Origin of the sequence: Pseudomonas pergaminensis (assembly GCF_024112395.2) — a bacterium.
Lineage (GTDB): Bacteria > Pseudomonadota > Gammaproteobacteria > Pseudomonadales > Pseudomonadaceae > Aquipseudomonas > Aquipseudomonas pergaminensis.
Genome location: NZ_CP078013.2, coordinates 5,630,416 through 5,653,449 on the forward strand (window position 1 = coordinate 5,630,416; position 23,034 = coordinate 5,653,449).

The window sequence follows — 23,034 nt, forward strand, 5'->3', positions numbered from 1 at the left end:
TGGATTAGAAGAGTGAGAGGCGGTCTATTCATGTCCACCCAAGCAAAGCAACAGCAGACTCAAGGCCTCAACGGCTTCGAACCTTACGTAGAAAAGAAAGGTGAGGAGTACATGGGCGAGCCCATGCGCGAGCACTTCACCAAGATCCTGAACAAGTGGAAACAGGACTTGATGCAGGAGGTCGACCGTACGGTTGACCATATGAAGGACGAAGCAGCCAACTTCCCTGACCCGGCCGACCGTGCGAGCCAGGAAGAAGAATTCGCCCTTGAACTGCGCGCCCGTGATCGCGAGCGCAAGTTGATCAAGAAGATCGACAAGACGCTGCAGCTGATCAAGGACGAAGAATACGGCTGGTGCGAATCCTGCGGCGTCGAGATTGGTATTCGTCGCCTGGAAGCCCGCCCAACCGCGGACCTCTGCGTAGACTGCAAGACCTTGGCCGAAATCAAGGAAAAACAGGTCGGCAAGTAATCCAGCCGAGCTGAACGAATGGGGCGTGCAAACGCCCCATTTTTGTTTCTGGCGTTTACCGAATTTCCAGTAGTATCCGGCCCATGACAGCCTCTACCTATATTGGGCGTTTCGCCCCCACACCCAGCGGCCATTTGCATTTTGGCTCCCTGGTCGCCGCCCTCGCCTCCTACCTCGACGCCCGCGCCAACCAAGGCCGCTGGCTGATGCGCATGGAAGACCTCGACCCGCCGCGCGAAGAGCCCGGTGCCCAGGCGGCAATCCTGCATGCCCTGGAAAGCTATGGCTTCGAGTGGGACGGTGAATTGGTCCGACAAAGCGAGCGGCATGAAGCCTACGCCAAAGTGCTTAATGACCTGTTCAACCACGGCCTGGCCTACGCCTGCACCTGCTCGCGCAAACAACTGGAACCCTACAACGGCATATACCCGGGCCTATGCCGCAATGCTGGCCACGACCAACAAGATGCCGCCATCCGTTTACGCGTGCCTGAGCTTGAGTACCACTTTACCGACCGTGTACAGGGCGAATTCCGACAGCACCTGGGCCGCGATGTAGGCGATTTCGTTATCCGTCGCCGCGACGGCCTCTACGCCTATCAACTGGCCGTCGTGCTCGACGATGCGTGGCAAGGTGTGACCGATATCGTGCGCGGTGCCGACCTGCTGGACTCGACGCCACGCCAGCTCTACCTGCAAGAACTGCTCGGCCTGCGCCAACCGCGCTACCTGCACGTGCCGCTGATCATCCAGCCGGACGGCAATAAACTGGGCAAATCCTACCGTTCACCGCCGTTGACACCCGACCAGGCCACGCCTTTGCTATTGAGAGCCCTGCGCGCCCTCGGCCAGCAACCCGGTGACGAACTGTTGCACGCCAGCCCACGGGAACTGCTGGATTGGGGGATTACGCACTGGGATGCCACGCGGATACCGCGCACACTCACGCTGGCCGAAGCGCAATTGAGCTGAAGGCGCTTGCAGCTTGCCAAGCATCCGTTACCATCGCCGCACGTTTTTAGACAGAGGCCAACATGTACATCTATCGATTGGTCCTGCTGCTGGTCGTCGGGATCTACCTGTTCTCCCCCGCCATCATGGATTGGTGGATCGACGCCACGGGCGCCTGGTATCGCCCTTATCTGCTGTGGCTGATCCTGATCGTCGTGACTTTCATCCTGCAGAGCCAAAAAGATGCCGATGAGCTTTAGCCTCACCCAGATGCTGCTGATCAGCGCCGCCTACCTGGCCGCGTTGTTCGGAGTCGCCTGGATCAGTGAGCGCGGAATGATTCCGCGGGCGATCATTCGCCATCCGTTGACCTACACCTTGTCCCTCGGCGTATACGCCAGTGCCTGGGCGTTCTATGGCACCGTGGGCCTGGCCTATCAGTACGGTTATGGCTTTCTGTCGAGCTACCTCGGCGTGTCCGGCGCGTTTCTGCTGGCGCCGGTGCTGCTGTATCCGATCCTGAAAATCACCCGTACCTACCAACTGTCTTCCCTCGCCGACCTGTTTGCCTTTCGCTTTCGCAGCACCTGGGCCGGCGCGCTGACGACTGTCTTCATGTTGATCGGCGTGTTGCCGTTGCTGGCCCTGCAAATCCAGGCCGTGGCCGACTCCATCAGCATCCTGACCCGCGAGCCGGTACAGCATCGGGTCGCCCTGGCCTTCTGCGCACTGATCACGTTGTTCACGATTTTCTTTGGCTCACGCCACATCGCCACCCGCGAAAAACACGAAGGCCTGGTGTTTGCGATTGCCTTTGAGTCGGTGATCAAGCTGATCGCCATCGGTGGCGTCGGCCTTTATGCGCTGTACGGCGTGTTCGACGGCCCGCAACAGCTGGAACTGTGGCTGCTGCAGAACCAGACCGCCCTCGCCGCCCTGCACACCCCATTGCAGGAAGGCCCATGGCGCACGCTGCTGCTGGTGTTCTTCGCCTCGGCAATTGTGATGCCGCACATGTACCACATGACCTTCACCGAGAACCTCAACCCGCGCTCGCTGGTCAGTGCGAGCTGGGGCTTGCCGTTGTTCCTGTTGCTGATGAGCCTGGCGGTGCCGCTCATCCTGTGGGCAGGCTTGAAACTGGGCGCCACCACCAACCCCGAATACTTCACCCTCGGCATCGGTATTGCCGCGAATAGCCCGGCCTTGGCGCTGCTGGCGTACGTAGGCGGGTTGTCGGCGGCCAGCGGGCTGATCATCGTGACAACCCTGGCGCTGTCGGGCATGGCACTCAACCACCTGGTATTGCCGCTGTACCAGCCGCCGGCTGAAGGCAATATCTACCGCTGGCTGAAATGGACGCGCCGCGCGCTGATCGTCGCGATCATCATGGCCGGCTATGGGTTCTACCTGTTACTGGGCGCCGGGCAGGACTTGGCCAACCTGGGTATCGTCGCGTTTGTCGCCACCTTGCAGTTCTTGCCGGGCGTGTTGTCGGTGCTGTACTGGCCAACCGCCAATCGCCGCGGCTTCATCGCCGGGTTGCTGGCGGGGATCCTGGTGTGGATCGTAACCATGCTGTTGCCGCTGGTCGGCAATCTGCAGGGCTTCTACATCCCGCTGCTGAACATGATCTACGTGCTGGATGACACCAGTTGGCACATGGCGGCGATTGCGTCGTTGGCCGCCAACGTCTTGATGTTCACGCTGATCTCCCTGTTCACCAACGCCAGCCCGGAAGAAACCAGCGCCGCCGAAGCGTGCGCGGTGGATAACGTACGCCGCCCGCAACGCCGCGAACTGCATGCGGCCTCCCCCCAGGAGTTCGCCACGCAACTAGCCAAGCCCTTGGGCGCAAAGGCCGCGCAAAAGGAAGTCGAACAGGCGCTGCGCGACCTCTACCTGCCATTTGACGAGCGCCGCCCCTATGCGTTGCGGCGCCTGCGTGACCGTATCGAGGCCAACCTGTCCGGCTTGATGGGGCCAAGCGTGTCCCAGGACATGGTGGAAACCTTCCTGCCCTATAAGGCCGGCGGCGAAAACTATGTGACCGAAGACATCCATTTCATCGAAAGCCGGCTGGAGGATTACCACTCACGCCTTACCGGTCTCGCCGCCGAACTCGATGCCTTGCGCCGCTACCACCGCCAGACCCTGCAGGAATTACCCATGGGCGTGTGCTCCCTGGCCAAGGACCAGGAGATCCTGATGTGGAACAAGGCCATGGAAGAACTCACCGGTATCGCGGCACAGCGGGTGGTCGGTTCACGCCTCAATACCCTGGGCGACCCGTGGAAAGAATTGCTGCAAGGCTTCATCAACCTGCCCGACGAGCACTTGCACAAGCAGCACCTGGCCCTCGACGGCCAGACCCGTTGGCTCAACCTGCACAAAGCCGCCATCGACGAACCCCTGGCGCCCGGTAACAGCGGCCTGGTGTTGCTGGTGGAAGACCTGACCGAAACCCAGATGCTCGAAGACAAGCTGGTGCATTCCGAGCGGTTGGCCAGCATTGGCCGACTGGCGGCGGGTGTGGCCCATGAAATCGGCAACCCGATCACCGGTATCGCTTGCCTCGCGCAGAACCTGCGGGAAGAGCGCGAAGAAGACGGCGAGATCACCGAGATCAGCGGGCAGATCCTCGAACAGACCAAGCGTGTTTCACGCATCGTGCAGTCGCTGATGAGCTTTGCCCATGCCGGCGCCCATCAGAACCAGGACGAAGCCGTGTGCCTGGCCGAAGTAGCACAGGATGCCATTGGGCTGCTGGCCTTGAACCGGCGCAATTTCGAAGTACAGTTCTTCAACTTGTGCGACCCCGACCATTGGGTCGACGGCGACTCACAACGCCTGGCCCAAGTGCTGATCAACCTGTTGTCCAACGCCCGTGACGCAACCCCTGCCGGCGGTGCGGTACGCGTCAAGACCGAGGCTTTCGAACATACGGTCGATCTGATCGTCGAAGATGAAGGTAGCGGTATTCCACAGAACATCATGGACCGATTGTTCGAACCCTTCTTCACCACCAAGGACCCAGGTGAAGGTACCGGTCTGGGCCTTGCACTGGTCTATTCCATCGTTGAAGAGCATTATGGACAAATCACCATCGACAGCCCGGCTGACACCGAAAGCCAACGCGGCACCCGTATTCGGGTGACCTTGCCGCGTCATGTCGAAGCGACGTCCGCTGTGAACTGAGACCGTCGAGAGAACTGAATCAATGCCGCACATTTTGATCGTCGAAGACGAAACCATTATCCGCTCTGCCTTGCGTCGCCTGCTTGAACGTAATCAGTACCAAGTCAGCGAAGCCGGCTCGGTGCAGGAAGCCCAAGAGCGTTTCAGCATTCCCACGTTCGACCTGATTGTCAGTGACCTGCGCCTGCCTGGCGCGCCTGGTACCGAGTTGATCAAGCTTGGCCAGGGCACCCCTGTGCTGATCATGACCAGCTACGCCAGCCTGCGTTCGGCAGTGGACTCCATGAAGATGGGCGCGGTGGACTACATCGCCAAACCTTTCGACCATGACGAGATGCTCCAGGCCGTTGCGCGCATCCTGCGTGACCGCCAGTCGGCCAGCAGTGCGCCAGCCGAACAGCGCCCGGCCGGAAAAACGGCCGACAAGCCAGGCGTCGACAACAGCAACGGTGAGATCGGCATCATCGGCTCCTGCCCACCGATGCAGGACCTCTACAGCAAGATCCGCAAAGTCGCGCCCACCGACTCCAATGTATTGATCCAAGGCGAGTCAGGCACCGGTAAAGAACTGGTGGCCCGCGCCCTGCATAACCTGTCCAAGCGTGCCAAGGCGCCGATGATCTCGGTGAACTGCGCGGCAATCCCTGAATCCCTGATCGAGTCCGAACTGTTTGGCCACGAGAAAGGCGCATTCACTGGCGCCAGTGCCGGGCGCGCGGGCCTGGTAGAAGCTGCGGACGGCGGCACGTTGTTCCTTGATGAAATCGGCGAGCTGCCACTGGAAGCCCAGGCGCGCTTGCTGCGCGTGCTCCAGGAAGGTGAGATTCGCCGCGTAGGCTCGGTGCAGTCGCAAAAGGTCGATGTGCGCCTGATCGCGGCCACTCACCGTGACCTCAAGAGCCTGGCCAAGATCGGCCAGTTCCGTGAAGACTTGTACTACCGTCTACACGTGATCGCGCTCAAGCTGCCGGCCCTGCGTGAGCGTGGCGCCGACGTCAACGAGATCGCCAGCGCGTTCCTGCTGCGCCAGAGCGCGCGCATCAACCGTACCGACCTGAAGTTCGCCCCGGACGCCGAGCAGGCCATTCGGCATTACTCGTGGCCGGGTAACGTGCGGGAGCTGGAAAATGCGGTCGAGCGTGCGGTGATTCTGTCCGAGAGCCCGGAAATTTCCGCCGAACTGCTGGGTATCGACATCGAGCTCAGCGACTTGGAGGATGACGACTTCATCGGCCTCGCGCCTCAACAGGGCGGCGGCAGCAATACCAGCCATGAGCCGACTGAAGACCTGTCGCTGGAAGACTACTTCCAGCATTTCGTCCTTGAGCATCAGGACCACATGACCGAGACCGAACTGGCGCGCAAGCTGGGCGTAAGCCGCAAATGCCTGTGGGAGCGCCGCCAACGCCTGGGTATTCCACGGCGCAAGACGGGTGTGGCCAGCGAGAGCTGAGGGCGCGCGCCCACAGGTAACACCCACCGATGTGAAAAAACTGTTACCGCGGATATTTCGCGTAACAAAAGCCGGGGCTTACGGTAACGAAGCCCCGGCTTTTTTTGGCCCGTCAAAAACCCGAAACCACCTCAACCCCCCGGTTTTGCTGGGTGGCGCAAAAGTTGGCACGCACCCTGCTATATGCTTAGTACAAAAACAATAACAAGCTTTGTACAAGACAATAAAAATAAGACGAATCGACTCACGCATAACAAAAACAACACGGCGGAGGCGCAGCTAACTGATTCTTTTGGAGAGGCGTTGCATTTGGGGCTTGCCCCGCAACCAGGCCGAGAACAACAAAAACTGCCCTAAGGCAGAGCCTGAACTGGTTGGATCGTAGATCAGCAACACAGCGACCAAAGCAATCCGTTTGCTCTTGACTCCCGATTGGGAGTGTCATGAAGGTGAAGCTTCATGGCGAGGGCGATCAACAAAAACAAGAAGCCCGAAATAAATAATAAAAATAGAGCACGCAACTACTTCTGGGGGAGCTTCGGCTCCCCTTGTAGTTTCCGCGATTTGACCTTCCAGCAATCTCTTGAAGCTTTTGGCTTGGGGCTTGCAGCTTGTTCCTACACCATCCCCTGACTAAATGCTAGAATCCCGGCCCATCATGCGGTCATTCTTCGTTATGGCCGAACATTCCTTCAAACAGTGCATCCCATGCTGAAGAAGTTGTTCCAGTCATTCCGTTCTCCCTTGCGTCGTACGCAACACAAACGCAGCACGCCTGAAGTGCTCAATAGCAGCCAGCATTCGCTGCAACGCGCTCAATTCAGCCGTTATGCAGTGAACATCGTCGAACGTTTGCAGAACGCCGGCTACCAGGCTTATCTGGTGGGCGGGTGCGTACGCGACATGTTGCTCAATATCACGCCCAAGGACTTCGACGTCGCCACCAGCGCCACACCCGAGCAGGTACGCGCTGAATTCCGCAACGCGCGGATCATCGGCCGGCGCTTCAAGTTGGTGCATATCCACTTCGGTCGCGAAATCATCGAAGTCGCGACGTTCCGCGCAGGCCACCCGCAAAACGATGAAGAGGAAGACACTAACCAGTCCTCCCGCAACGAAAGCGGGCGCATTTTGCGCGACAACGTCTACGGCACCCTGGAAGAAGACGCGCAGCGCCGCGACTTCACCATCAACGCCCTCTATTACGATCCGGTCAGCGAGCGCATCCTCGATTACGCCAATGGCGTACACGATATCCGCAATAACCTGATCCGCCTGATCGGCGACCCGGTCCAGCGCTACCAGGAAGACCCGGTGCGCATGCTGCGGGCCGTGCGTTTCGCCGCCAAGCTGAACTTCGGCATCGAGAAACACACCGCTGCGCCAATTCGCGACCTGGCACCGATGCTGCGGGAAATTCCCTCGGCACGCCTGTTCGAAGAAGTGCTCAAGCTGTTCCTCTCGGGCTACGCCGCCGACACCTTTGAAATGCTGGTGGACCTGCAGCTATTCGATCCACTGTTCCCGGCCAGCGCCGAGGCCTTGGAATACAACCCGACGTACACCCACACCTTGATCAGCGAAGCGTTGATCAACACCGACCTGCGCATCAAGCAGAACAAGCCGGTTACCCCGGCGTTCCTGTTTGCTGCCCTGTTGTGGCCAGCCCTGCCAAAACGTGTACTGCGCTTGCAGGAACGTGGCATGCCGCCGATCCCGGCCATGCAGGAAGCCGCGCATGAGCTGATCGCCGAACAGTGCCAGCGCATCGCTATTCCGAAACGCTTCACTATGCCGATCCGCGAGATCTGGGACATGCAGGAGCGTCTGCCACGCCGCAGCGGCAAACGCGCCGACCTGTTGCTGGACAACCCGCGTTTCCGCGCCGGCTATGACTTCCTGCTGCTGCGTGAGAGCGCCGGTGAGCAGACTGATGGCCTGGGCGAATGGTGGACCGACTACCAGGACGCCAACGACAGCGAGCGCCGCGATATGATCCGCGACCTCGGCAGCAAGGGCGATGGCGCCGGCGAAGGCCCGAAGAAGCGCCGTCGCAGCGGTGCCAAGCGCAAGCGCAGCGCCGCTGATGCCTCGGGCGCAGCAGGCGAATAAACGTGGAACGCATCTACGTCGGCATGGGCAGCAACCTCGCGGCCCCGGATCAGCAATTGCGCAGCGCTCTTGACGCGCTGGCGCAATTGCCAGGCACCACCGTCGCCGGTGTCTCGACCTTCTATCAAAGTGACTCCCTGCTCCCGGGCCAGCCGCGCTACACCAACGCGGTGGCCGCCCTGGACAGCCACCTTGCGCCCCTGGAACTGCTGGACGCGCTGCAAGCCATCGAGAATGACCAAGGCCGCGAACGCCTTGAACGATGGGGCCCACGCACGCTCGACCTGGACATCCTGCTGTTTGGTGATCGCTTGATCGATGAACCGCGCCTCAAGGTCCCGCACTACCAGATGCACCTGCGCGCATTTGTGCTGTACCCGTTGGCCGAACTGGCACCCGCCAGCCTGACGTTACCCGATGGCCAAACCCTCGACGACTTACTGGCAGCCTGCCCGTTTGTCGGCCTGGAACGCTTGCCCCAAAACTGACTCGATCAATGTGGGAGCTGGCTTGCCTGCGATAGCATCACCTCGGTTTCACTGAAAGACCGAGGCGCCTGCATCGCAGGCAAGCCAGCTCTCACATTTTGTTCACCTACGCCCCTCAAAATCGCTTTCCCACTTGCTGAATCGCGTCAGTAACAGCGGTAACACCGCCATCGTAACAATGCGGTAACACATCCAATTGACTTCCCGTGTCCTCCTCACGACTATAGGCGTCCCGCTGCCGCCAACCCGGCGCTAAAGGGCGCAATCCAGGCCTTATAAGCACTGCTCTCAAGACAGTGCGCCTGTATAAACGAAGACTCACGCGCGTTACTCGCTGTTTCCAAGCGCCTGAACGAGGACCCTTTTCATGCCAGACATTACCCTGACCACCTTGCAGAGCCTCAAGCTCAAAGGTGAAAAAATCGCCATGCTGACCTGCTATGACGCCACCTTCGCCCACGCCAGTTGCCAGGCCGGGGTTGAAGTGCTGCTGGTAGGTGACTCCCTCGGCATGGTTCTTCAAGGGAATGACAGCACCCTGCCCGTCACCACTGATGAACTTGCGTACCACACCGCCAGCGTCAAGCGCGGTAACGATGGTGCCTTCATCATCGCCGACCTGCCATTCATGGGTTACGCGACGCTCGAACAAACCTTCCTGAATGCCGGCAAGCTGATGCAAGCCGGTGCGCACATGATCAAAGTCGAAGGCGCGGTGTGGCTTGCCGAGTCGATCCGCCTGCTGGCCGAACGCGGCGTGCCGGTCTGCGCGCACATGGGGCTGACGCCACAGTCGGTGAACATCCTCGGCGGCTACAAGGTTCAGGGCCGCAATGAGGCCCAGGCGCGCCAGATGCGTGCCGATGCCATTGCCCTGGAGCAGGCCGGCGCGGCAATGATCCTGCTTGAATGCGTGCCGAGCGAACTGGCGGCGGAGATCACCCAGGCCGTGAAAGTGCCGGTGATCGGTATCGGCGCAGGTTCCGCCACCGACGGCCAGGTGCTGGTGCTGCACGACATGCTCGGCCTGTCGATCAGCGGCCGCGTGCCGAAGTTCGTGAAAAACTTCATGGCCGGCCAAGCCAGCATCCACGACGCATTAAGCGCCTACGTCGCCGAAGTCAAAGGCGTGACCTTCCCTGGCGCCGAACACGGATTTTCTGCATGAACACCGTTAAAACCGTACGTGAACTGCGGGCCGCTGTTACCCACGCCCGCAACGCCGGCAAGCGCATTGGCTTTGTGCCGACCATGGGCAACCTGCACAGTGGCCATGCCACGCTGGTGACCAAGGCGGCCCAGCAGGCCGACTTCGTGGTGGCCAGCATCTTCGTCAACCCGCTGCAGTTTGGCGCCGGCGAAGACCTGGACAAATACCCGCGCACCCTCGCCGCCGACCAGGAAAAGCTGCTGCAAGCCGGCTGCAACCTGTTGTTCGCGCCCACCGTTGAGGAAATGTACCCCGGTGGCATGACCGGCCAGACCCGCGTCAGCGTGCCGCAATTGTCTGAAGGCCTGTGTGGCGCCAGCCGTCCGGGGCACTTCGAAGGCGTGGCGACGGTGGTCAGCAAGCTGTTCAACATGGTCCAGCCGGACATGGCGGTGTTTGGCCAGAAGGATTACCAGCAACTGGCCGTGATCCGCGCCATGGTCCATGACCTGAACATGCCGATCCAGATCATCGGCGAGCCCACTGTGCGCGCCGACGATGGCCTCGCGCTGTCGTCGCGCAATGGCTACCTCACCGATGAACAACGGGCCATTGCGCCAGTGCTGTACCGCAGCCTCAGCCACATTGGCGCAGCAATCAAAGCCGGTGACCACGACTTCGCCAAGCTGCGTGCCGAGCAGGTGCTGCAGATCGAAGCCGCCGGTCTGCGCCTGGACTACCTCGAAGTACGCCAAGGCGTGCATTTGCGCCCCGCCACACCCGAGGACCGCGATATCGTGATCCTGGTCGCCGCCTATCTGGGAGCCACCCGCCTCATCGATAACCTGCACCTGACCCTCGACTGACCCCTCCCCGTTGCCCTCTTCGTTGCGTGAATAAAAGTGCCGGTATAAAAAAGTACCGGCCTTAGCGCAGACAAAGCCAAGACATATCGACACGCTAGGTTTAATGTAATCGCCCTGCGCTATGGTTAGCGCTGTCCGGAATCCATTGCTTGATAAAAGACTGGACGTTCCGGGCTTAGAAGTGTCCTAAAGGCAGTCCCCGTAATAAAAGGAAACCCGCAGCGATGGCGTACTACCGCACTCCTCATGACGTTACCGCTCTGCCCGCCTGGCAAGCGCTCAATCAACATCGCCAAGCCATGCAGGATTTCAGCATGCGCGAAGCGTTCAATGCCGATCCTCAGCGTTTCTCCCAGTTCACCTTGAGCAGCTGCGGACTTTTCCTCGATTACTCGAAAAACCTGATCACCAGCGAAACCCGTGACCTGCTCGTGGGCCTCGCCAAAGAAGTCGGCCTCAAAGACGCGATCGACTCGCTGTACGCCGGCGAGCCCGTCAATTCGTCCGAAGGTCGCCCGGCCCTGCACACCGCCCTGCGCCGCCCGGTGGGCGACAAGTTGTCGGTGAACGGCGTGAACATCATGCCGGACGTGCACAAAGTGCTGAACCAGATCACTGACCTGGTCGGGCGCATCCACGACGGCCTGTGGCGTGGCTACACCGAGAAGCCGATCACCGACGTGGTGAACATCGGTATCGGTGGCTCGTTCCTCGGCCCGGAGCTGGTCTCCGAAGCCCTGTTGTCCTACGCCCATAAAGGCGTGCGCTGCCATTACCTGGCGAACATCGACGGCAGCGAGTTCCACGAGCTGACCATGAAGCTGCGCGCCGAGACCACGCTGTTTATCGTCTCGTCGAAATCCTTCAACACCCTAGAAACCCTGAAAAACGCCCAGGCCGCCCGCGCCTGGTACCTGGCCCAGGGTGGCTCGGAAGCAGAGCTGTACCGTCACTTCATCGCTGTATCCAGCAACAACGCGGCAGCCGTGGCCTTCGGTATCCGCGAAGAAAACATCTTCCCGATGTGGGACTGGGTAGGCGGTCGTTACTCGCTGTGGTCGGCCATCGGCTTGCCAATCGCCCTGGCGATCGGCATGTCCAACTTCAAGGAGCTGCTGTCCGGTGCCTACACCATGGACCAGCATTTCCAGAACGCGCCATTCGAAGCCAACATGCCAGTACTGCTCGGCTTGCTGGGTGTGTGGTACGGCAACTTCTGGGGTGCGCAGAGCCATGCGATCCTGCCGTACGACCACTACCTGCGTAACATCACCAAGCACTTGCAACAGTTGGACATGGAATCCAACGGCAAGAGCGTGCGCCAGGACGGCACCCCAGTGGCGACCGATACCGGCCCAGTGATCTGGGGTGGCGTAGGTTGCAACGGTCAGCACGCGTATCACCAGTTGCTGCACCAGGGGACCCAACTGATCCCGGCCGACTTCATCGTGCCGATCGTCAGCTTCAACCCGGTGTCCGACCACCATCAGTGGCTGTACGCCAACTGCCTGTCCCAGAGCCAGGCACTGATGCTCGGCAAGACCCGCGCCGAAGCCGAAGCCGAGCTGCGCGACAAAGGCATCCCGGAAGACGAAGTGCAGAAGCTGGCACCGCACAAGGTGATCCCGGGCAACCGTCCGAGCAACACCATCGTGGTCGAGCGCATCAGCCCGCGTCGCCTGGGCGCACTGGTCGCCATGTATGAGCACAAAGTATTCGTACAGAGCGTGATCTGGGGCATCAACGCCTTCGACCAATGGGGCGTGGAGCTGGGCAAGGAGCTGGGCAAGGGCGTCTACAACCGCCTGACCGGCGCCGAAGAAACCTCGGCCGAAGATGCTTCGACCCAGGGCCTGATCAACTACTTCCGCGGTCGTCACCGCGGCTGATCCAGGTATCGCAGGGCCAACGTCCGTTTGGACGTTGGCCTTGAACCCTCCCCTTGCAGGGTGCATCTTTATCACTTGTTGCCAAAACAAGAATAAGGATCGCTCATGTTCGATATCAGCACGTTCCCCACCGCCGATGCCGTCCGCCGGGCTGCGCAACTCAGTCAGGAGGACTACCAGCGCCTCTATCGCCAATCCATCGATCAGCCGGATACGTTCTGGGCTGAACAGGCCAAAGGCTTTCTCGACTGGACAACCCCGTGGCACACCGTTCAACGCTCAGACATCAAGACCGGCGCTGCGCAATGGTTTGCCGGCGGCCAACTGAATGTCAGCTACAACTGCATCGACCGTCACCTCGCCCTGCGCGCCGATCAGCCGGCCTTCATCTGGGAAGGCGATGATCCGACAAAATCTTCAAAAATCACCTACCGCCAACTGCACCAGAACGTCAGCCGCCTGGCCAATGTGCTGAAAAGCCGTGGCGTAAAGAAAGGCGACCGGGTGTGCATCTACATGCCGATGATCCCTGAAGCCGCCTACGCCATGCTCGCTTGCACGCGGATCGGCGCGGTACATTCCGTGGTATTTGGCGGCTTCTCGCCGGATGCCTTGCGTGACCGTATTCTCGACGCCGACTGCCGCACCGTAATCACTGCGGACGAAGGCGTGCGCGGTGGTAAACCGGTAGCACTGAAACAGAATGTCGACAAAGCCCTGGCCAGTTGCCCGAATGTGAGCACGGTGCTGGTGGTAGAACGCACCGGAGCGACCGTTAACTGGAGCGAAGGCCGCGATCTCAAGTATCAACAAGCCTTGGATGCGGCCAGCAGCGACTGCCCGCCTGAGCCAATGGACGCCGAAGACCCGCTGTTCATCCTCTACACCTCCGGCAGCACCGGCAAACCCAAAGGTGTGCTGCACACCACCGGCGGCTACCTGCTGCAAGCCGCAATGACCTTCAAATACGTGCTCGACTACCGCGAGGGCGAAGTGTTTTGGTGCACCGCCGATGTGGGCTGGGTCACCGGCCACAGTTACATCGTGTACGGCCCGCTGGCCAACGGCGCGACTTCGCTGATGTTCGAAGGCGTGCCGAGCTACCCGGACAGCTCACGCTTCTGGCAGGTGATCGACAAGCACAAGGTCAATATTTTCTACACCGCCCCTACCGCGTTGCGTGCCTTGATGCGCGAGGGCCATGGTCCGCTGGAGAGCACCTCTCGCGCCAGCTTGCGTCTGCTGGGCAGCGTCGGCGAACCGATCAACCCGGAAGCCTGGGACTGGTACTTCAATGCGGTGGGCGAACAGCGCTGCCCGATTGTGGATACCTGGTGGCAGACCGAGACCGGCGGCATCATGCTCAGCCCCTTGGTCAGCGCGCAGCGTATCAAGCCTGGCTGCGCCACCCAGCCGATGTTTGGCGTACAGCCCGTGCTGCTCGACGAACAGGGCAAAGAATTCAGCGGGGCCGGCAGCGGCGTACTGGCGATCAAAGCGAGCTGGCCGGGGCAGATCCGCAGCGTGTACGGCGATCCGCAGCGCATGATCGACACCTATTTCAAACCTTACCCCGGCTACTACTTCACCGGTGACGGTGCGCGACGCGATGAAGACGGCGACTACTGGATCACCGGGCGCATCGACGATGTGATCAACGTGTCCGGTCACCGTATCGGCACCGCCGAGGTGGAGAGCGCCCTGGTGCTGCACGACCAGGTCGCCGAGGCCGCCGTGGTGGGGTATCCCCATGATGTCAAAGGCCAGGGCATCTACGCCTTTGTCACGCCGATGAATGGCGTGGAACCCGACGACGCGCTGAAAAAACACCTGCTGGACCTGGTCAGCAAGGAAATTGGCAGCTTCGCCAAGCCGGAACTGATTCAATGGGCACCGGCCTTGCCGAAAACCCGCTCCGGCAAGATCATGCGCAGGATTTTGCGCAAGATCGCCTGCAACGAACTCGACAGCCTCGGTGATACCTCGACGCTGGCCGACCCGAGCGTGGTGGATGGCCTGATCGACAAACGCTTGAACCGATAGGAACCCCTGAGTCGCCATGGAATTTATCCGCAGCCGTATCGAAAGCCAGTTGATGAGCCTTACAGGCCTGTCGCTGGGCCAACTGGACCTGGAAAACCCCAAGGGCGACCCCGGCCTGTTCGGGCCCGATTCGGTGAGTTGGCAGGTGCATGGCGACTTCAGCAGCATGCTCATCGGCGGCATCAGCGCCTTGATGCTGCAAGCCTTGCACCCACTGGCCCTGGCGGGCGTGTGGGACCATTCGAACTTTCGTCAGGACATGCTCGGGCGGTTGCGGCGCACCTCGCAGTTCATCTCGGGCACGACGTTTGGTTCGCGCAAAGACGCCGAATGGCTGATCGAAAAAGTCCGCACCATTCACCTCCAGGTCGTCGGCCACGCTCCGGACGGGCGACCTTATGCGGCCAGCGACCCAGAGTTGCTGACCTGGGTGCATGTGGCGGAGGTCAGTAACTTCCTCGCCGCTCACCTGCGCTATCGCAACCCGCAGCTTTCAGGTCGAGACCAGGACCGTTACTACAGCGAAATTGCCTTGGTCGCCGAACAGTTAGGTGCGCGGCATGTGCCGCGCTCTCGGCAGGAAATTTCAGATTATCTGGCACGTATCCGCCCACAATTGCTGTGCGACGATCGCAGCCGCGAAGTACTGCGTTTACTGCTTGACGCGCCCTCCCCCAGCCTACTGGCCAAGCCCTTTGGCAGTTTGATGATGCAAGCCGGAATCGACCTGCTGCCGGATTGGGCCAGCGCCATGCTCGACCAACACCAAAGCCCGCTGCAACGCCAGATGATCCGTGCCGGGGTCAAGCGCAGTGCGCCGATGCTGCGCTGGGCGATGCGCAACGGTTCGGTGCAGCGCGCCCATCGACGGATGGGGTTGATGTAGGCGACGGTGCATAGCTGTTAAACTTCGCGCCCTCAATTCCCCTGCAAGGCGCGCTCCATGTTTTCCCTGAATCAGGCGCTGCGCGCCGCCCTCGATCATCGCCAAGACCTGATCAGCGAACTGCACGCCCAAGGCACCGACTGCTACCGACTGTTCCATGGCAGCCAGGAAGGCGCCGGCGGCCTGACCATCGACCGCTACGGCCCGCAATTGCTGGTGCAGAGCTTTCACCAAGCCCTGGAAACCGAAGAGCTGCTGGCGCTGCATCAACAGGTCAACCAGTACATGGGCCTGGAATTGTTGCTGGTGTACAACGACCGCTCCCGTGGCAATTCGCGCATCGACCGCGAAGACACGGTTTATCGTGCCGAGTCCGCTGCGCTGGAAGACCTGATCGGCCACGAGTGGGGCCTCAATTACCGCGTGCGCGGGCGCCATGCCGGGCAGGACCCGCTGCTGTTCCTGGATTTGCGTAACACCCGTGGCTGGGTCAAGGCAAACAGTGCCGGCAAAAGCGTGCTGAATCTGTTCGCCTACACCTGCGGCGTGGGCCTGAGCGCGGCCGCCGGGGGCGCCCGTGAGGTTTGCAACCTGGACTTCGCCGAGGGCAACTTGGCGGTCGGCCGCGAAAATGGCCTGCTGAACCCGCAACTGCCGACTATGGAATTTGTGCAGTCGGATTACTTCCCGGCGATCCGCCAATTGGCGGGCCTGCCGATCACCCAACGGCGCGGGCAGAAGCTGCCGAGTTATCCACGCCTGGAGCAGCGTCAATACGATCTGGTACTGCTCGACCCGCCAGCCTGGGCCAAAAGCGCGTTTGGCACAGTCGACTTGCTGCGCGATTACCAGAGTCTGCTCAAGCCCGCGCTGCTAGCCACCGCCGACAATGGCGTGCTGATCTGCTGCAACAACCTGGCAAAAGTCAGCATGGATGATTGGCGCGAACAGGTCCTGCGCTGCGCGGAGAAAGCCGGACGCCCCGTACGTGACTGGACAATCATGACGCCAGGCGCGGACTTCCCCTCGCAGGATCAACAGCCACCGCTGAAAACCCTGATACTCCAGCTGTAAGACGTTTCTCAAAGGGCCTTGCTCTTCGGAACCGAAAACCCGTGCCATACTCCAAGGCACTCCTGTTTGACATAGATGGCGTCACCCCATGCCCAAAGGATTGATTCGCGCCGCCGGCGCCTTGTTGACCGCTCTTGCCCTGTACAGCTTGCTGGGCTTTTTGATTCTCCCCGGTATCGCGCTTCGGATTGCCAACCAGCAACTGGCCAATTACGCCACGGTGCCGGCCCGGATCGAGCGGATCGAGCTCAACCCGTTCAGCCTGGAAGTGACGGCATGGGGGCTCCAGATCGGTGAGCCCGGCAAGGAACAGGTGGGTTTCGAACGCCTCTATGCCAATCTTCAGATCGACAGCCTCTGGACCCGCGCCCTGCACCTTGCCGATGTGCAACTGGACAAGCCGAAGACCGAGCTGCTGTTCGACAAATCCGGCCAGTTGAACCTCGCACAGTTGTTCAAGCTGCCCCCCAGCGAGCCAACGCCCGCCGATCCTGATGCCAAGCCCTTCCCGTTGCGCATCGACAGCATCAAGCTGGCGGGCGGCTATGTGCACTTTCAGGACCTGCGCCCCAGCGAACCGATCGAATTCCTCTACGATACGCTCGACTTCGAACTGAAAAACCTCAGCACCTTGCCTGAAGACAATGCCGACATGACATTGGTGGCGGCCGGGCCTGAAGGTGGGCGAATCGACTGGAAAGGTAATTTCAGCCTGGTGCCGATGCTCTCCGAAGGCACGTTGAAGGTCACCGATGGCAAGATGAAAGCCTGGTGGCCCTATGTACGTGATGCGCTGCCACTGGTACTTGAAGACGGCGTGCTCAACTTCAGTACCGAGTACAAGTTCAGCCTGGCCAAAGAGACCGAGCTGAACCTCACCAACACCGCCGCCAGCATCGCGCCATTTGCCATCAAGGCGCCCGACGGTCGCCCACTGGTGCGCCTGGAACGCCTGGACGTCAGCGAGACCACGGTAGACCTGGCGAAACAGCAAGTGGTGGTGGGCAAGATCCGCAGCAACAAACTCGAAACCTGGGCGGCCCTTGAGGCTGACGGGCAACTTGACTGGCAGAAACTGTTCGCCAGCCAACCGAGCAAACCGGCCAAGGCGCCGGAGCCTGCCACCGCACCGGCGACCGCCGACTCGCCAAAAGCCGAGCCCGCCGCGCCGAGCAAGCCTTGGCAAGTGCTGCTCAAGGACGTGCAACTGCGCAACTATCAGGTGCACCTGGCCGACCGCCAGGCCAAACCGGCGGTCGCGCTGGAGGTAGGCCCGCTGAACGTCGACCTGCAGAACTTCGATAGCCTTAACCAGAGCCCGTTTACCCTGAAAGTCGACTCAGGCGTGGGCAAGCAAGGCAAAATCCAGGCGACCGGCGAGGTCAACCTCAACCCGGTCAGCGCCAAGCTCAAAGTGAACACCCAGGACATCGACCTTCGGGTTGCCCAGTCCTACATCAGCCCGTTCATCCGCCTGGAACTGCGCAGCGGCATGCTCGGCAGCAACCTCGATGTAAACCTGAAAAGCACTGACCCTCTGAAACTGCAGGTCACTGGCCGCGCCCAGGTCGACCAATTACACACGCTGGACACCCTCAAGACCCGCGACTTCCTCAAATGGCAGCGCCTGGTGCTCGAAGGCGTCAACTACCAGCACGGCGACAGCCTGTCGATCGACAAGGTCAACCTGCTGCAGCCGTATGCACGCTTCATGATCAACGATGACCGTACCACCAACGTTGATGACCTCTTGATTCCGCAAGCCCCCGACAAAGGACCCAAGCCCGCCAGCAAGGACAAGCCCTTGGGCATTCGCATCGGCCAGATTGCGATCAACGACGGTTCCGCCAACTTTGCCGACTTCAGCCTCACCCCCAACTTCGCCACGGCGATTCAGCAGCTCAACGGTCAGATCGGCACCATTGACAGCCGCCAGGCCAAACCAGCCAGCGTTGATATCAAGGGCAAGGTCGACCGCTACGCGCCGGTCACGATCAAAGGCAGCGTAAACCCGTTTGATCCGATGGCGGCGCTGGACATTGCCACCAGTTTCAAACGCGTCGAGCTGACCACCCTGACGCCCTATTCCGGCAAGTTCGCCGGGTTCCGTATCCGTAAGGGCCGTCTCAACCTCGACCTGCACTACGTGATCACCAAGGGCCAGTTGAAGGCCGAGAACAAGGTGGTGGTCGAGCAATTGCAACTGGGTGAGAAGGTCGACAGCGCCGATGCCGTGGATTTGCCGATTCGCCTGGCGATCGCGCTACTCAAGGACAGCGACGGCAAGATCTCCATCGAACTGCCGGTAACCGGCGACCTGAATAACCCGCAATTCAGTGTGATGCCCATCGTGTGGCAGACCCTGCGTAACCTGGTGGTGCGCGCAGCGACAGCGCCCTTCAAATTCATCGGCGGGTTGGTGACCGGCGGCGGTTCGGAAGACCTTGGGAATGTGTCGTTCGCCCCAGGTTCCAGCGAGTTGAACAAAGACGCCGAAGGCGCCTTGAACACCCTGGCCAAGGCACTGAAAGAGCGTCCTACCCTGCGTCTGGAAATCGAAGGCACTGCCGCTGCCAGCAGCGACGGGCCTTTCCTCGCTGCGCAGCGCCTGGAACGTGAATACCAATACAACTACTACAAAATGCTCCAGCGCCGGGGTGACAAGGTGCCCGCACAGGCGTCGCTGCTGGTCGTCCCGGAAGGTGAAAAGGCGCCTCTGCTTGAAGGCATTTACCGCACCCGTTTGAAACAGCAACCGCCGGCGGAATGGAAAGACCTGAGCCGCGATGACCGCACAGCGAGGCTCAAGGACGGCGTGATCAAGTTCTGGAGCACCAGTGATGTATTGCTGCGTCAACTGGGCCAGGACCGTGCCAGCACCATCAAGGACTACTTGGTGGATAAGGGCCAGCTGGAAGACGACCGGGTGTACTTCATTGATGCCAACCTGGGTCAGGCTGAGAAGGACGGACGGGTCGTGACGCCCATGCACCTGGACGCCGAATAGACCCCGCACATCTATAGGAGCTGGCTTGCCGGCGATGCGGGCACCTCGGGTTTTCAGTTGAACCGTGGTGACGCTATCGCCGGCAAGCCAGGTCCTACAGATGACTTGTATTGGCGTGAGATTGCATCCAGCGCGAAATAGAAAAGGCCCCGACACGAATGTCGGGGCCTTTAATGACCACATCCTTGTGGCCGGTCGCATGAACCTGTGTGGTGCGTTGAGTGGATAACTAGCTCACTCTCTGCCGCCTAGTTCAGACGAATTCCTCCAGCGTTACTCTGCTTTCAGGCCGTCGGCCGATACAGCTTTAACGCCTTTGATTTTCTTGGTGATATTCACCGCGGTAGTTTTCTGAGCTTCAGTGACCGCTACGGTCGAAGACAGGGAAACTACACCTTTGTTGGTTTCGACTTTGATGTCGGTACCAGGAATGCCTTTTTCGGTTACCAGATCAGCTTTGACTTTGGTGGTGATCCAAGTATCCGAGGTGGACTCTTTAGCGCTAGCAGCTGCGCCCTTGGTTTTATCGATACCATCAGCTTTGGTTGCGCCGCCAGCCAGTAGGCCATCAGCAGAAACAGCAGTCACACCTTTGATTTTCTTGGTGATGGCTACAGCGGTCGCTTTTTGCGAGTCCGAAATAGCGACGTCGGAGGACAGGGAAACCACACCTTTGTTGGTTTCAACCTTGATGTCCGAACCAGGAATACCTTTCTCGGTCAGCAGGTCAGCTTTCACTTTGGTGGTGATCCAGGTATCCGAGGTGGACTCTTTAGCCTTGGTCACTTCACCGGCCGCCAGGGTCATAGGGGCTTGGGAAGTCTGAGCAAAGGCTACGTTAGCACCCATGGCCAGGGTCAGAGCGGTAGCAGTAGCGAGAGCGAACTTCTTCATACGAGTAACTCCTGTTTTATTAAAAGTCTGCAGTACGTAAACCTTGATGCTGCAGCGTTAACAGGGATATTGCAGGCAGTGTGCCAAGTTTGATGAGCCAATAAAACTCATATAAAACAACAAGTTATAAAAACACGTAATTTTCGGAATCGTGCAAGTTGCATGAATACCATCGTGGCTGCATGCAAGTTGCGGCTTTTGGATTCAGCTAAACGGCTGATTTCCCGCTACTTTCCAGCGCCCATAAAAAAAGGACTCCGAAGAGTCCCTTTTTCAGCTGAAAGCTCGGGGGGATTAAACGCCCGAAGCCTTGGCTGCTGCTACGTCCTTGATGGACAGCTTGATACGGCCGCGGTTGTCCACGTCCAGAACCAGCACTTCCACTTCCTGGCCTTCTTTCAGAATGTCGGTCACTTTCTCAACGCGAGCGTCGCTCAGCATGGAGATGTGAACCAGACCGTCTTTGCCCGGCAGGATGTTGACGAATGCGCCGAAGTCGACGATGCGCTCAACCTTACCGACGTAGATCTTGCCGATCTCGGCCTCAGCGGTAATGCCCAGAACGCGCTGACGTGCAGCTTCAGCCGCTTCCTTGGTTTCGCCGAAGATCTTGATGGAGCCGTCGTCTTCGATATCGATCGAAGCCTTGGTCTCTTCACAGATCGCACGAATGGTCGCGCCGCCTTTACCGATGACATCACGGATTTTGTCGGTGTCGATTTTCATCGCGATCATGGTCGGAGCATTTTCCGACAGCTCGGTACGGGACTGACCAATGATCTGGTTCATCTGGCCGAGGATGTTCAGGCGCGCTTCCAGGGCTTGGCCCAGGGCGATTTCCATGATCTCTTCGGTGATGCCCTTGATCTTGATGTCCATCTGCAGCGCGGTCACACCTTTGGCGGTACCGGCTACCTTGAAGTCCATGTCGCCCAGGTGGTCTTCGTCACCCAGGATGTCGGTCAGGATGGCGAACTTCTCGCCTTCTTTAACCAGGCCCATGGCGATACCGGCAACCGGCGCCTTCATTGGCACACCAGCGTCCATCAGCGCCAGGGAAGCACCGCAAACGGAAGCCATGGAGCTGGAACCGTTGGACTCGGTGATTTCCGACACAACACGGATGGTGTACGGGAACACGTCAGCAGCCGGCAGCATGGCCTGGACCGAACGACGGGCCAGACGGCCGTGACCGATTTCGCGACGACCAGCACCGCCCATGCGACCACACTCGCCCACCGAGAACGGAGGGAAGTTGTAGTGCAGCATGAAGGGGTCTTTTTTCTCGCCTTCCAGGGTGTCCAGTAGCTGTGCGTCACGGGCAGTGCCCAGGGTCGCAACAACCAGTGCCTGGGTTTCACCACGGGTGAACAGGGCCGAACCGTGGGTCTTCGGCAGAACGCCGACTTCGATGTTCAGCGGGCGTACGGTGCGGGTGTCGCGACCGTCGATACGTGGCTTGCCGTTAACGATGTTTTCGCGAACGGTGCGGTATTCGATTTCACCGAATGCAGCTTTGACGTCGCTGGCGGAAGGCTGGCCTTCTTCACCGGACAGCTTGGCTACAACCTGGTCCTTCAACTCGCCCAGGCGAGCGTAACGGTCGGCCTTGACGGTGATGGTGTAGGCGTCGGAGATGGCAGCGCCGAACTCGGAGCGGATAGCGCCCAGCAGTTCGGTGGCTTCCGGGGCAGCAGCCCAGGTCCAGGTTGGCTTGGCAGCTTCGGCAGCCAGCTCGGTGACAGCCTTGATGACCGCCTGGAACTCGTCGTGGGCGAACAGTACAGCGCCCAGCATCTGGTCTTCGGTCAGCTCTTTGGCTTCCGATTCAACCATCAATACGGCTTCCGAGGTACCGGCAACGACCATGTCCAGGCTCGATGCTTTCAGTTGCTCGTAAGTCGGGTTCAGCAGGTAGCCGGTGCTTTCGTGGAAGGCAACGCGGGCTGCGCCGATCGGGCCATCGAAAGGAATACCGGAAATGGCCAGGGCAGCCGAGGTACCGATCATCGCAGCGATGTCCGGATCGGTCTTCTTGCTGGTGGAAACGACGGTGCAGACAACCTGCACTTCGTTCATGAAACCTTCTGGGAACAGCGGACGGATCGGACGATCGATCAGTCGGGAAGTCAGGGTTTCTTTCTCGGAAGGACGGCCTTCGCGCTTGAAGAAACCGCCAGGGATCTTACCGGCAGCGTAAGTCTTTTCCTGGTAGTGAACGGACAGAGGGAAGAAGCCTTTGCTCGGGTCAGCGGTCTTGGCGCCAACAACGGTTACCAGTACGGTAACGTCGTCATCAACGGTAACCAGCACTGCGCCGGAGGCTTGACGGGCAATACGGCCTGTCTCGAGGGTAACGGTCGACTGACCGAACTGGAATTTTTTGATAACCGGGTTCACGGTGTCCTACCTTCTTTGTGGCTCTTGGGGAACTTGTCTTCTTGCGAAATTCTTGGGCAATGCCGGGAATCGGCCCGACGCTAGTCCAGGGTAAAACGTGTATCCAGATAAAACTTGAGGCTGGGAGCCTGCCATGGGCCAGCGGGAATC

At 59.9% G+C, this 23,034-nt stretch carries 17 protein-coding genes; 15 read left to right on the forward strand and 2 right to left on the reverse strand.

Features of this window, described 5'->3' with window-relative positions; genetic code table 11:
* Positions 1 to 30: 30 nt before the first annotated feature.
* From dksA to KUA23_RS25700, 15 genes are all read left to right on the forward strand, one after another.
* Complete coding sequence (gene dksA, locus KUA23_RS25630) at positions 31 to 474, forward strand: RNA polymerase-binding protein DksA (protein WP_025857127.1); 444 nt, start codon at positions 31 to 33, stop codon at positions 472 to 474.
* A gap of 83 nt (positions 475 to 557) precedes the next feature.
* Positions 558 to 1,445, forward strand: a complete 888-nt coding sequence (gene gluQRS / locus KUA23_RS25635) for a tRNA glutamyl-Q(34) synthetase GluQRS (RefSeq protein WP_252993052.1) — start codon at positions 558 to 560, stop codon at positions 1,443 to 1,445.
* A gap of 62 nt (positions 1,446 to 1,507) precedes the next feature.
* Positions 1,508 to 1,684 carry a hypothetical protein gene (locus KUA23_RS25640; protein WP_003176118.1) on the forward strand — a complete coding sequence of 59 codons (177 nt, stop codon included), beginning with the start codon at positions 1,508 to 1,510 and terminating at the stop codon, positions 1,682 to 1,684.
* Positions 1,668 to 4,622 carry a sensor histidine kinase gene (locus KUA23_RS25645; RefSeq protein WP_177409493.1) on the forward strand — a complete coding sequence of 985 codons (2,955 nt, stop codon included), beginning with the start codon at positions 1,668 to 1,670 and terminating at the stop codon, positions 4,620 to 4,622. The genes KUA23_RS25640 and KUA23_RS25645 overlap by 17 nt, the downstream gene beginning before the upstream one ends.
* Positions 4,623 to 4,644: 22 nt before the next feature.
* Positions 4,645 to 6,075, forward strand: coding sequence for a sigma-54-dependent transcriptional regulator (locus KUA23_RS25650; protein WP_034107044.1), 1,431 nt, complete (start codon positions 4,645 to 4,647; stop codon positions 6,073 to 6,075).
* 459 nt (positions 6,076 to 6,534) lie between these two features.
* Positions 6,535 to 6,708 carry a hypothetical protein gene (locus KUA23_RS25655; RefSeq protein ID WP_157806825.1) on the forward strand — a complete coding sequence of 58 codons (174 nt, stop codon included), beginning with the start codon at positions 6,535 to 6,537 and terminating at the stop codon, positions 6,706 to 6,708.
* A 75-nt stretch (positions 6,709 to 6,783) separates the two neighbouring features.
* Entirely contained in the window at positions 6,784 to 8,187 is a 1,404-nt protein-coding gene (locus KUA23_RS25660; RefSeq protein ID WP_078050207.1) for a polynucleotide adenylyltransferase PcnB, read from the forward strand.
* A 2-nt stretch (positions 8,188 to 8,189) separates the two neighbouring features.
* Positions 8,190 to 8,675 (forward strand): 2-amino-4-hydroxy-6-hydroxymethyldihydropteridine diphosphokinase, encoded by a 486-nt coding sequence (folK, locus tag KUA23_RS25665; protein ID WP_252993053.1) that lies wholly within the window; start codon positions 8,190 to 8,192, stop codon positions 8,673 to 8,675.
* 367 nt (positions 8,676 to 9,042) lie between these two features.
* Positions 9,043 to 9,843, forward strand: coding sequence for a 3-methyl-2-oxobutanoate hydroxymethyltransferase (panB, locus tag KUA23_RS25670; RefSeq protein ID WP_078050209.1), 801 nt, complete (start codon positions 9,043 to 9,045; stop codon positions 9,841 to 9,843).
* On the forward strand, positions 9,840 to 10,691 hold the full coding sequence (gene panC / locus KUA23_RS25675; RefSeq protein WP_078050210.1) for a pantoate--beta-alanine ligase: 852 nt from the start codon (positions 9,840 to 9,842) through the stop codon (positions 10,689 to 10,691). The genes panB and panC overlap by 4 nt, the downstream gene beginning before the upstream one ends.
* Positions 10,692 to 10,915: 224 nt before the next feature.
* Entirely contained in the window at positions 10,916 to 12,580 is a 1,665-nt protein-coding gene (gene pgi / locus KUA23_RS25680; protein ID WP_078050211.1) for a glucose-6-phosphate isomerase, read from the forward strand.
* Between the two features lie 105 nt (positions 12,581 to 12,685).
* The gene (acs, locus tag KUA23_RS25685) at positions 12,686 to 14,623 is read left to right on the forward strand and encodes an acetate--CoA ligase (RefSeq protein ID WP_252993054.1); all 1,938 of its coding nucleotides are present in this window, start codon (positions 12,686 to 12,688) and stop codon (positions 14,621 to 14,623) included.
* A 16-nt stretch (positions 14,624 to 14,639) separates the two neighbouring features.
* A complete protein-coding gene (locus KUA23_RS25690; RefSeq protein WP_028617965.1) occupies positions 14,640 to 15,509 on the forward strand; it encodes an oxygenase MpaB family protein in 870 nt (289 codons plus the stop codon).
* Between the two features lie 57 nt (positions 15,510 to 15,566).
* The gene (locus KUA23_RS25695; protein WP_252993055.1) at positions 15,567 to 16,583 is read left to right on the forward strand and encodes a class I SAM-dependent rRNA methyltransferase; all 1,017 of its coding nucleotides are present in this window, start codon (positions 15,567 to 15,569) and stop codon (positions 16,581 to 16,583) included.
* Positions 16,584 to 16,671: 88 nt separating this feature from the next.
* The gene (locus KUA23_RS25700) at positions 16,672 to 19,590 is read left to right on the forward strand and encodes a DUF748 domain-containing protein (RefSeq protein WP_252993056.1); all 2,919 of its coding nucleotides are present in this window, start codon (positions 16,672 to 16,674) and stop codon (positions 19,588 to 19,590) included.
* Positions 19,591 to 19,863: 273 nt separating this feature from the next.
* On the opposite strand, the gene KUA23_RS25705 is transcribed toward KUA23_RS25700, so the two are convergent.
* The gene (locus KUA23_RS25705) at positions 19,864 to 20,484 is read right to left on the reverse strand and encodes a BON domain-containing protein (RefSeq protein ID WP_078050215.1); all 621 of its coding nucleotides are present in this window, start codon (positions 20,482 to 20,484) and stop codon (positions 19,864 to 19,866) included.
* A 294-nt stretch (positions 20,485 to 20,778) separates the two neighbouring features.
* Positions 20,779 to 22,884 (reverse strand): polyribonucleotide nucleotidyltransferase, encoded by a 2,106-nt coding sequence (gene pnp / locus KUA23_RS25710; protein ID WP_017528788.1) that lies wholly within the window; start codon positions 22,882 to 22,884, stop codon positions 20,779 to 20,781.
* Positions 22,885 to 23,034 lie beyond the last annotated feature (150 nt).

What these genes read in the sequence shown, in the direction of transcription:
- KUA23_RS25645 (WP_177409493.1), top strand. Translation starts at nt 1,668, where the DNA reads ATGCCGATGAGCTTTAGCCTCACCCAGATGCTGCTGATCAGCGCCGCC.
- KUA23_RS25640 (WP_003176118.1), top strand. Translation starts at nt 1,508, where the DNA reads ATGTACATCTATCGATTGGTCCTGCTGCTGGTCGTCGGGATCTACCTG.
- KUA23_RS25705 (WP_078050215.1), bottom strand. Translation starts at nt 20,484, where the DNA reads ATGAAGAAGTTCGCTCTCGCTACTGCTACCGCTCTGACCCTGGCCATG.
- panC (WP_078050210.1), top strand. Translation starts at nt 9,840, where the DNA reads ATGAACACCGTTAAAACCGTACGTGAACTGCGGGCCGCTGTTACCCAC.
- KUA23_RS25695 (WP_252993055.1), top strand. Translation starts at nt 15,567, where the DNA reads ATGTTTTCCCTGAATCAGGCGCTGCGCGCCGCCCTCGATCATCGCCAA.
- dksA (WP_025857127.1), top strand. Translation starts at nt 31, where the DNA reads ATGTCCACCCAAGCAAAGCAACAGCAGACTCAAGGCCTCAACGGCTTC.
- KUA23_RS25690 (WP_028617965.1), top strand. Translation starts at nt 14,640, where the DNA reads ATGGAATTTATCCGCAGCCGTATCGAAAGCCAGTTGATGAGCCTTACA.
- KUA23_RS25700 (WP_252993056.1), top strand. Translation starts at nt 16,672, where the DNA reads ATGCCCAAAGGATTGATTCGCGCCGCCGGCGCCTTGTTGACCGCTCTT.
- KUA23_RS25650 (WP_034107044.1), top strand. Translation starts at nt 4,645, where the DNA reads ATGCCGCACATTTTGATCGTCGAAGACGAAACCATTATCCGCTCTGCC.
- KUA23_RS25660 (WP_078050207.1), top strand. Translation starts at nt 6,784, where the DNA reads ATGCTGAAGAAGTTGTTCCAGTCATTCCGTTCTCCCTTGCGTCGTACG.
- KUA23_RS25655 (WP_157806825.1), top strand. Translation starts at nt 6,535, where the DNA reads ATGGCGAGGGCGATCAACAAAAACAAGAAGCCCGAAATAAATAATAAA.
- panB (WP_078050209.1), top strand. Translation starts at nt 9,043, where the DNA reads ATGCCAGACATTACCCTGACCACCTTGCAGAGCCTCAAGCTCAAAGGT.
- gluQRS (WP_252993052.1), top strand. Translation starts at nt 558, where the DNA reads ATGACAGCCTCTACCTATATTGGGCGTTTCGCCCCCACACCCAGCGGC.
- pgi (WP_078050211.1), top strand. Translation starts at nt 10,916, where the DNA reads ATGGCGTACTACCGCACTCCTCATGACGTTACCGCTCTGCCCGCCTGG.
- acs (WP_252993054.1), top strand. Translation starts at nt 12,686, where the DNA reads ATGTTCGATATCAGCACGTTCCCCACCGCCGATGCCGTCCGCCGGGCT.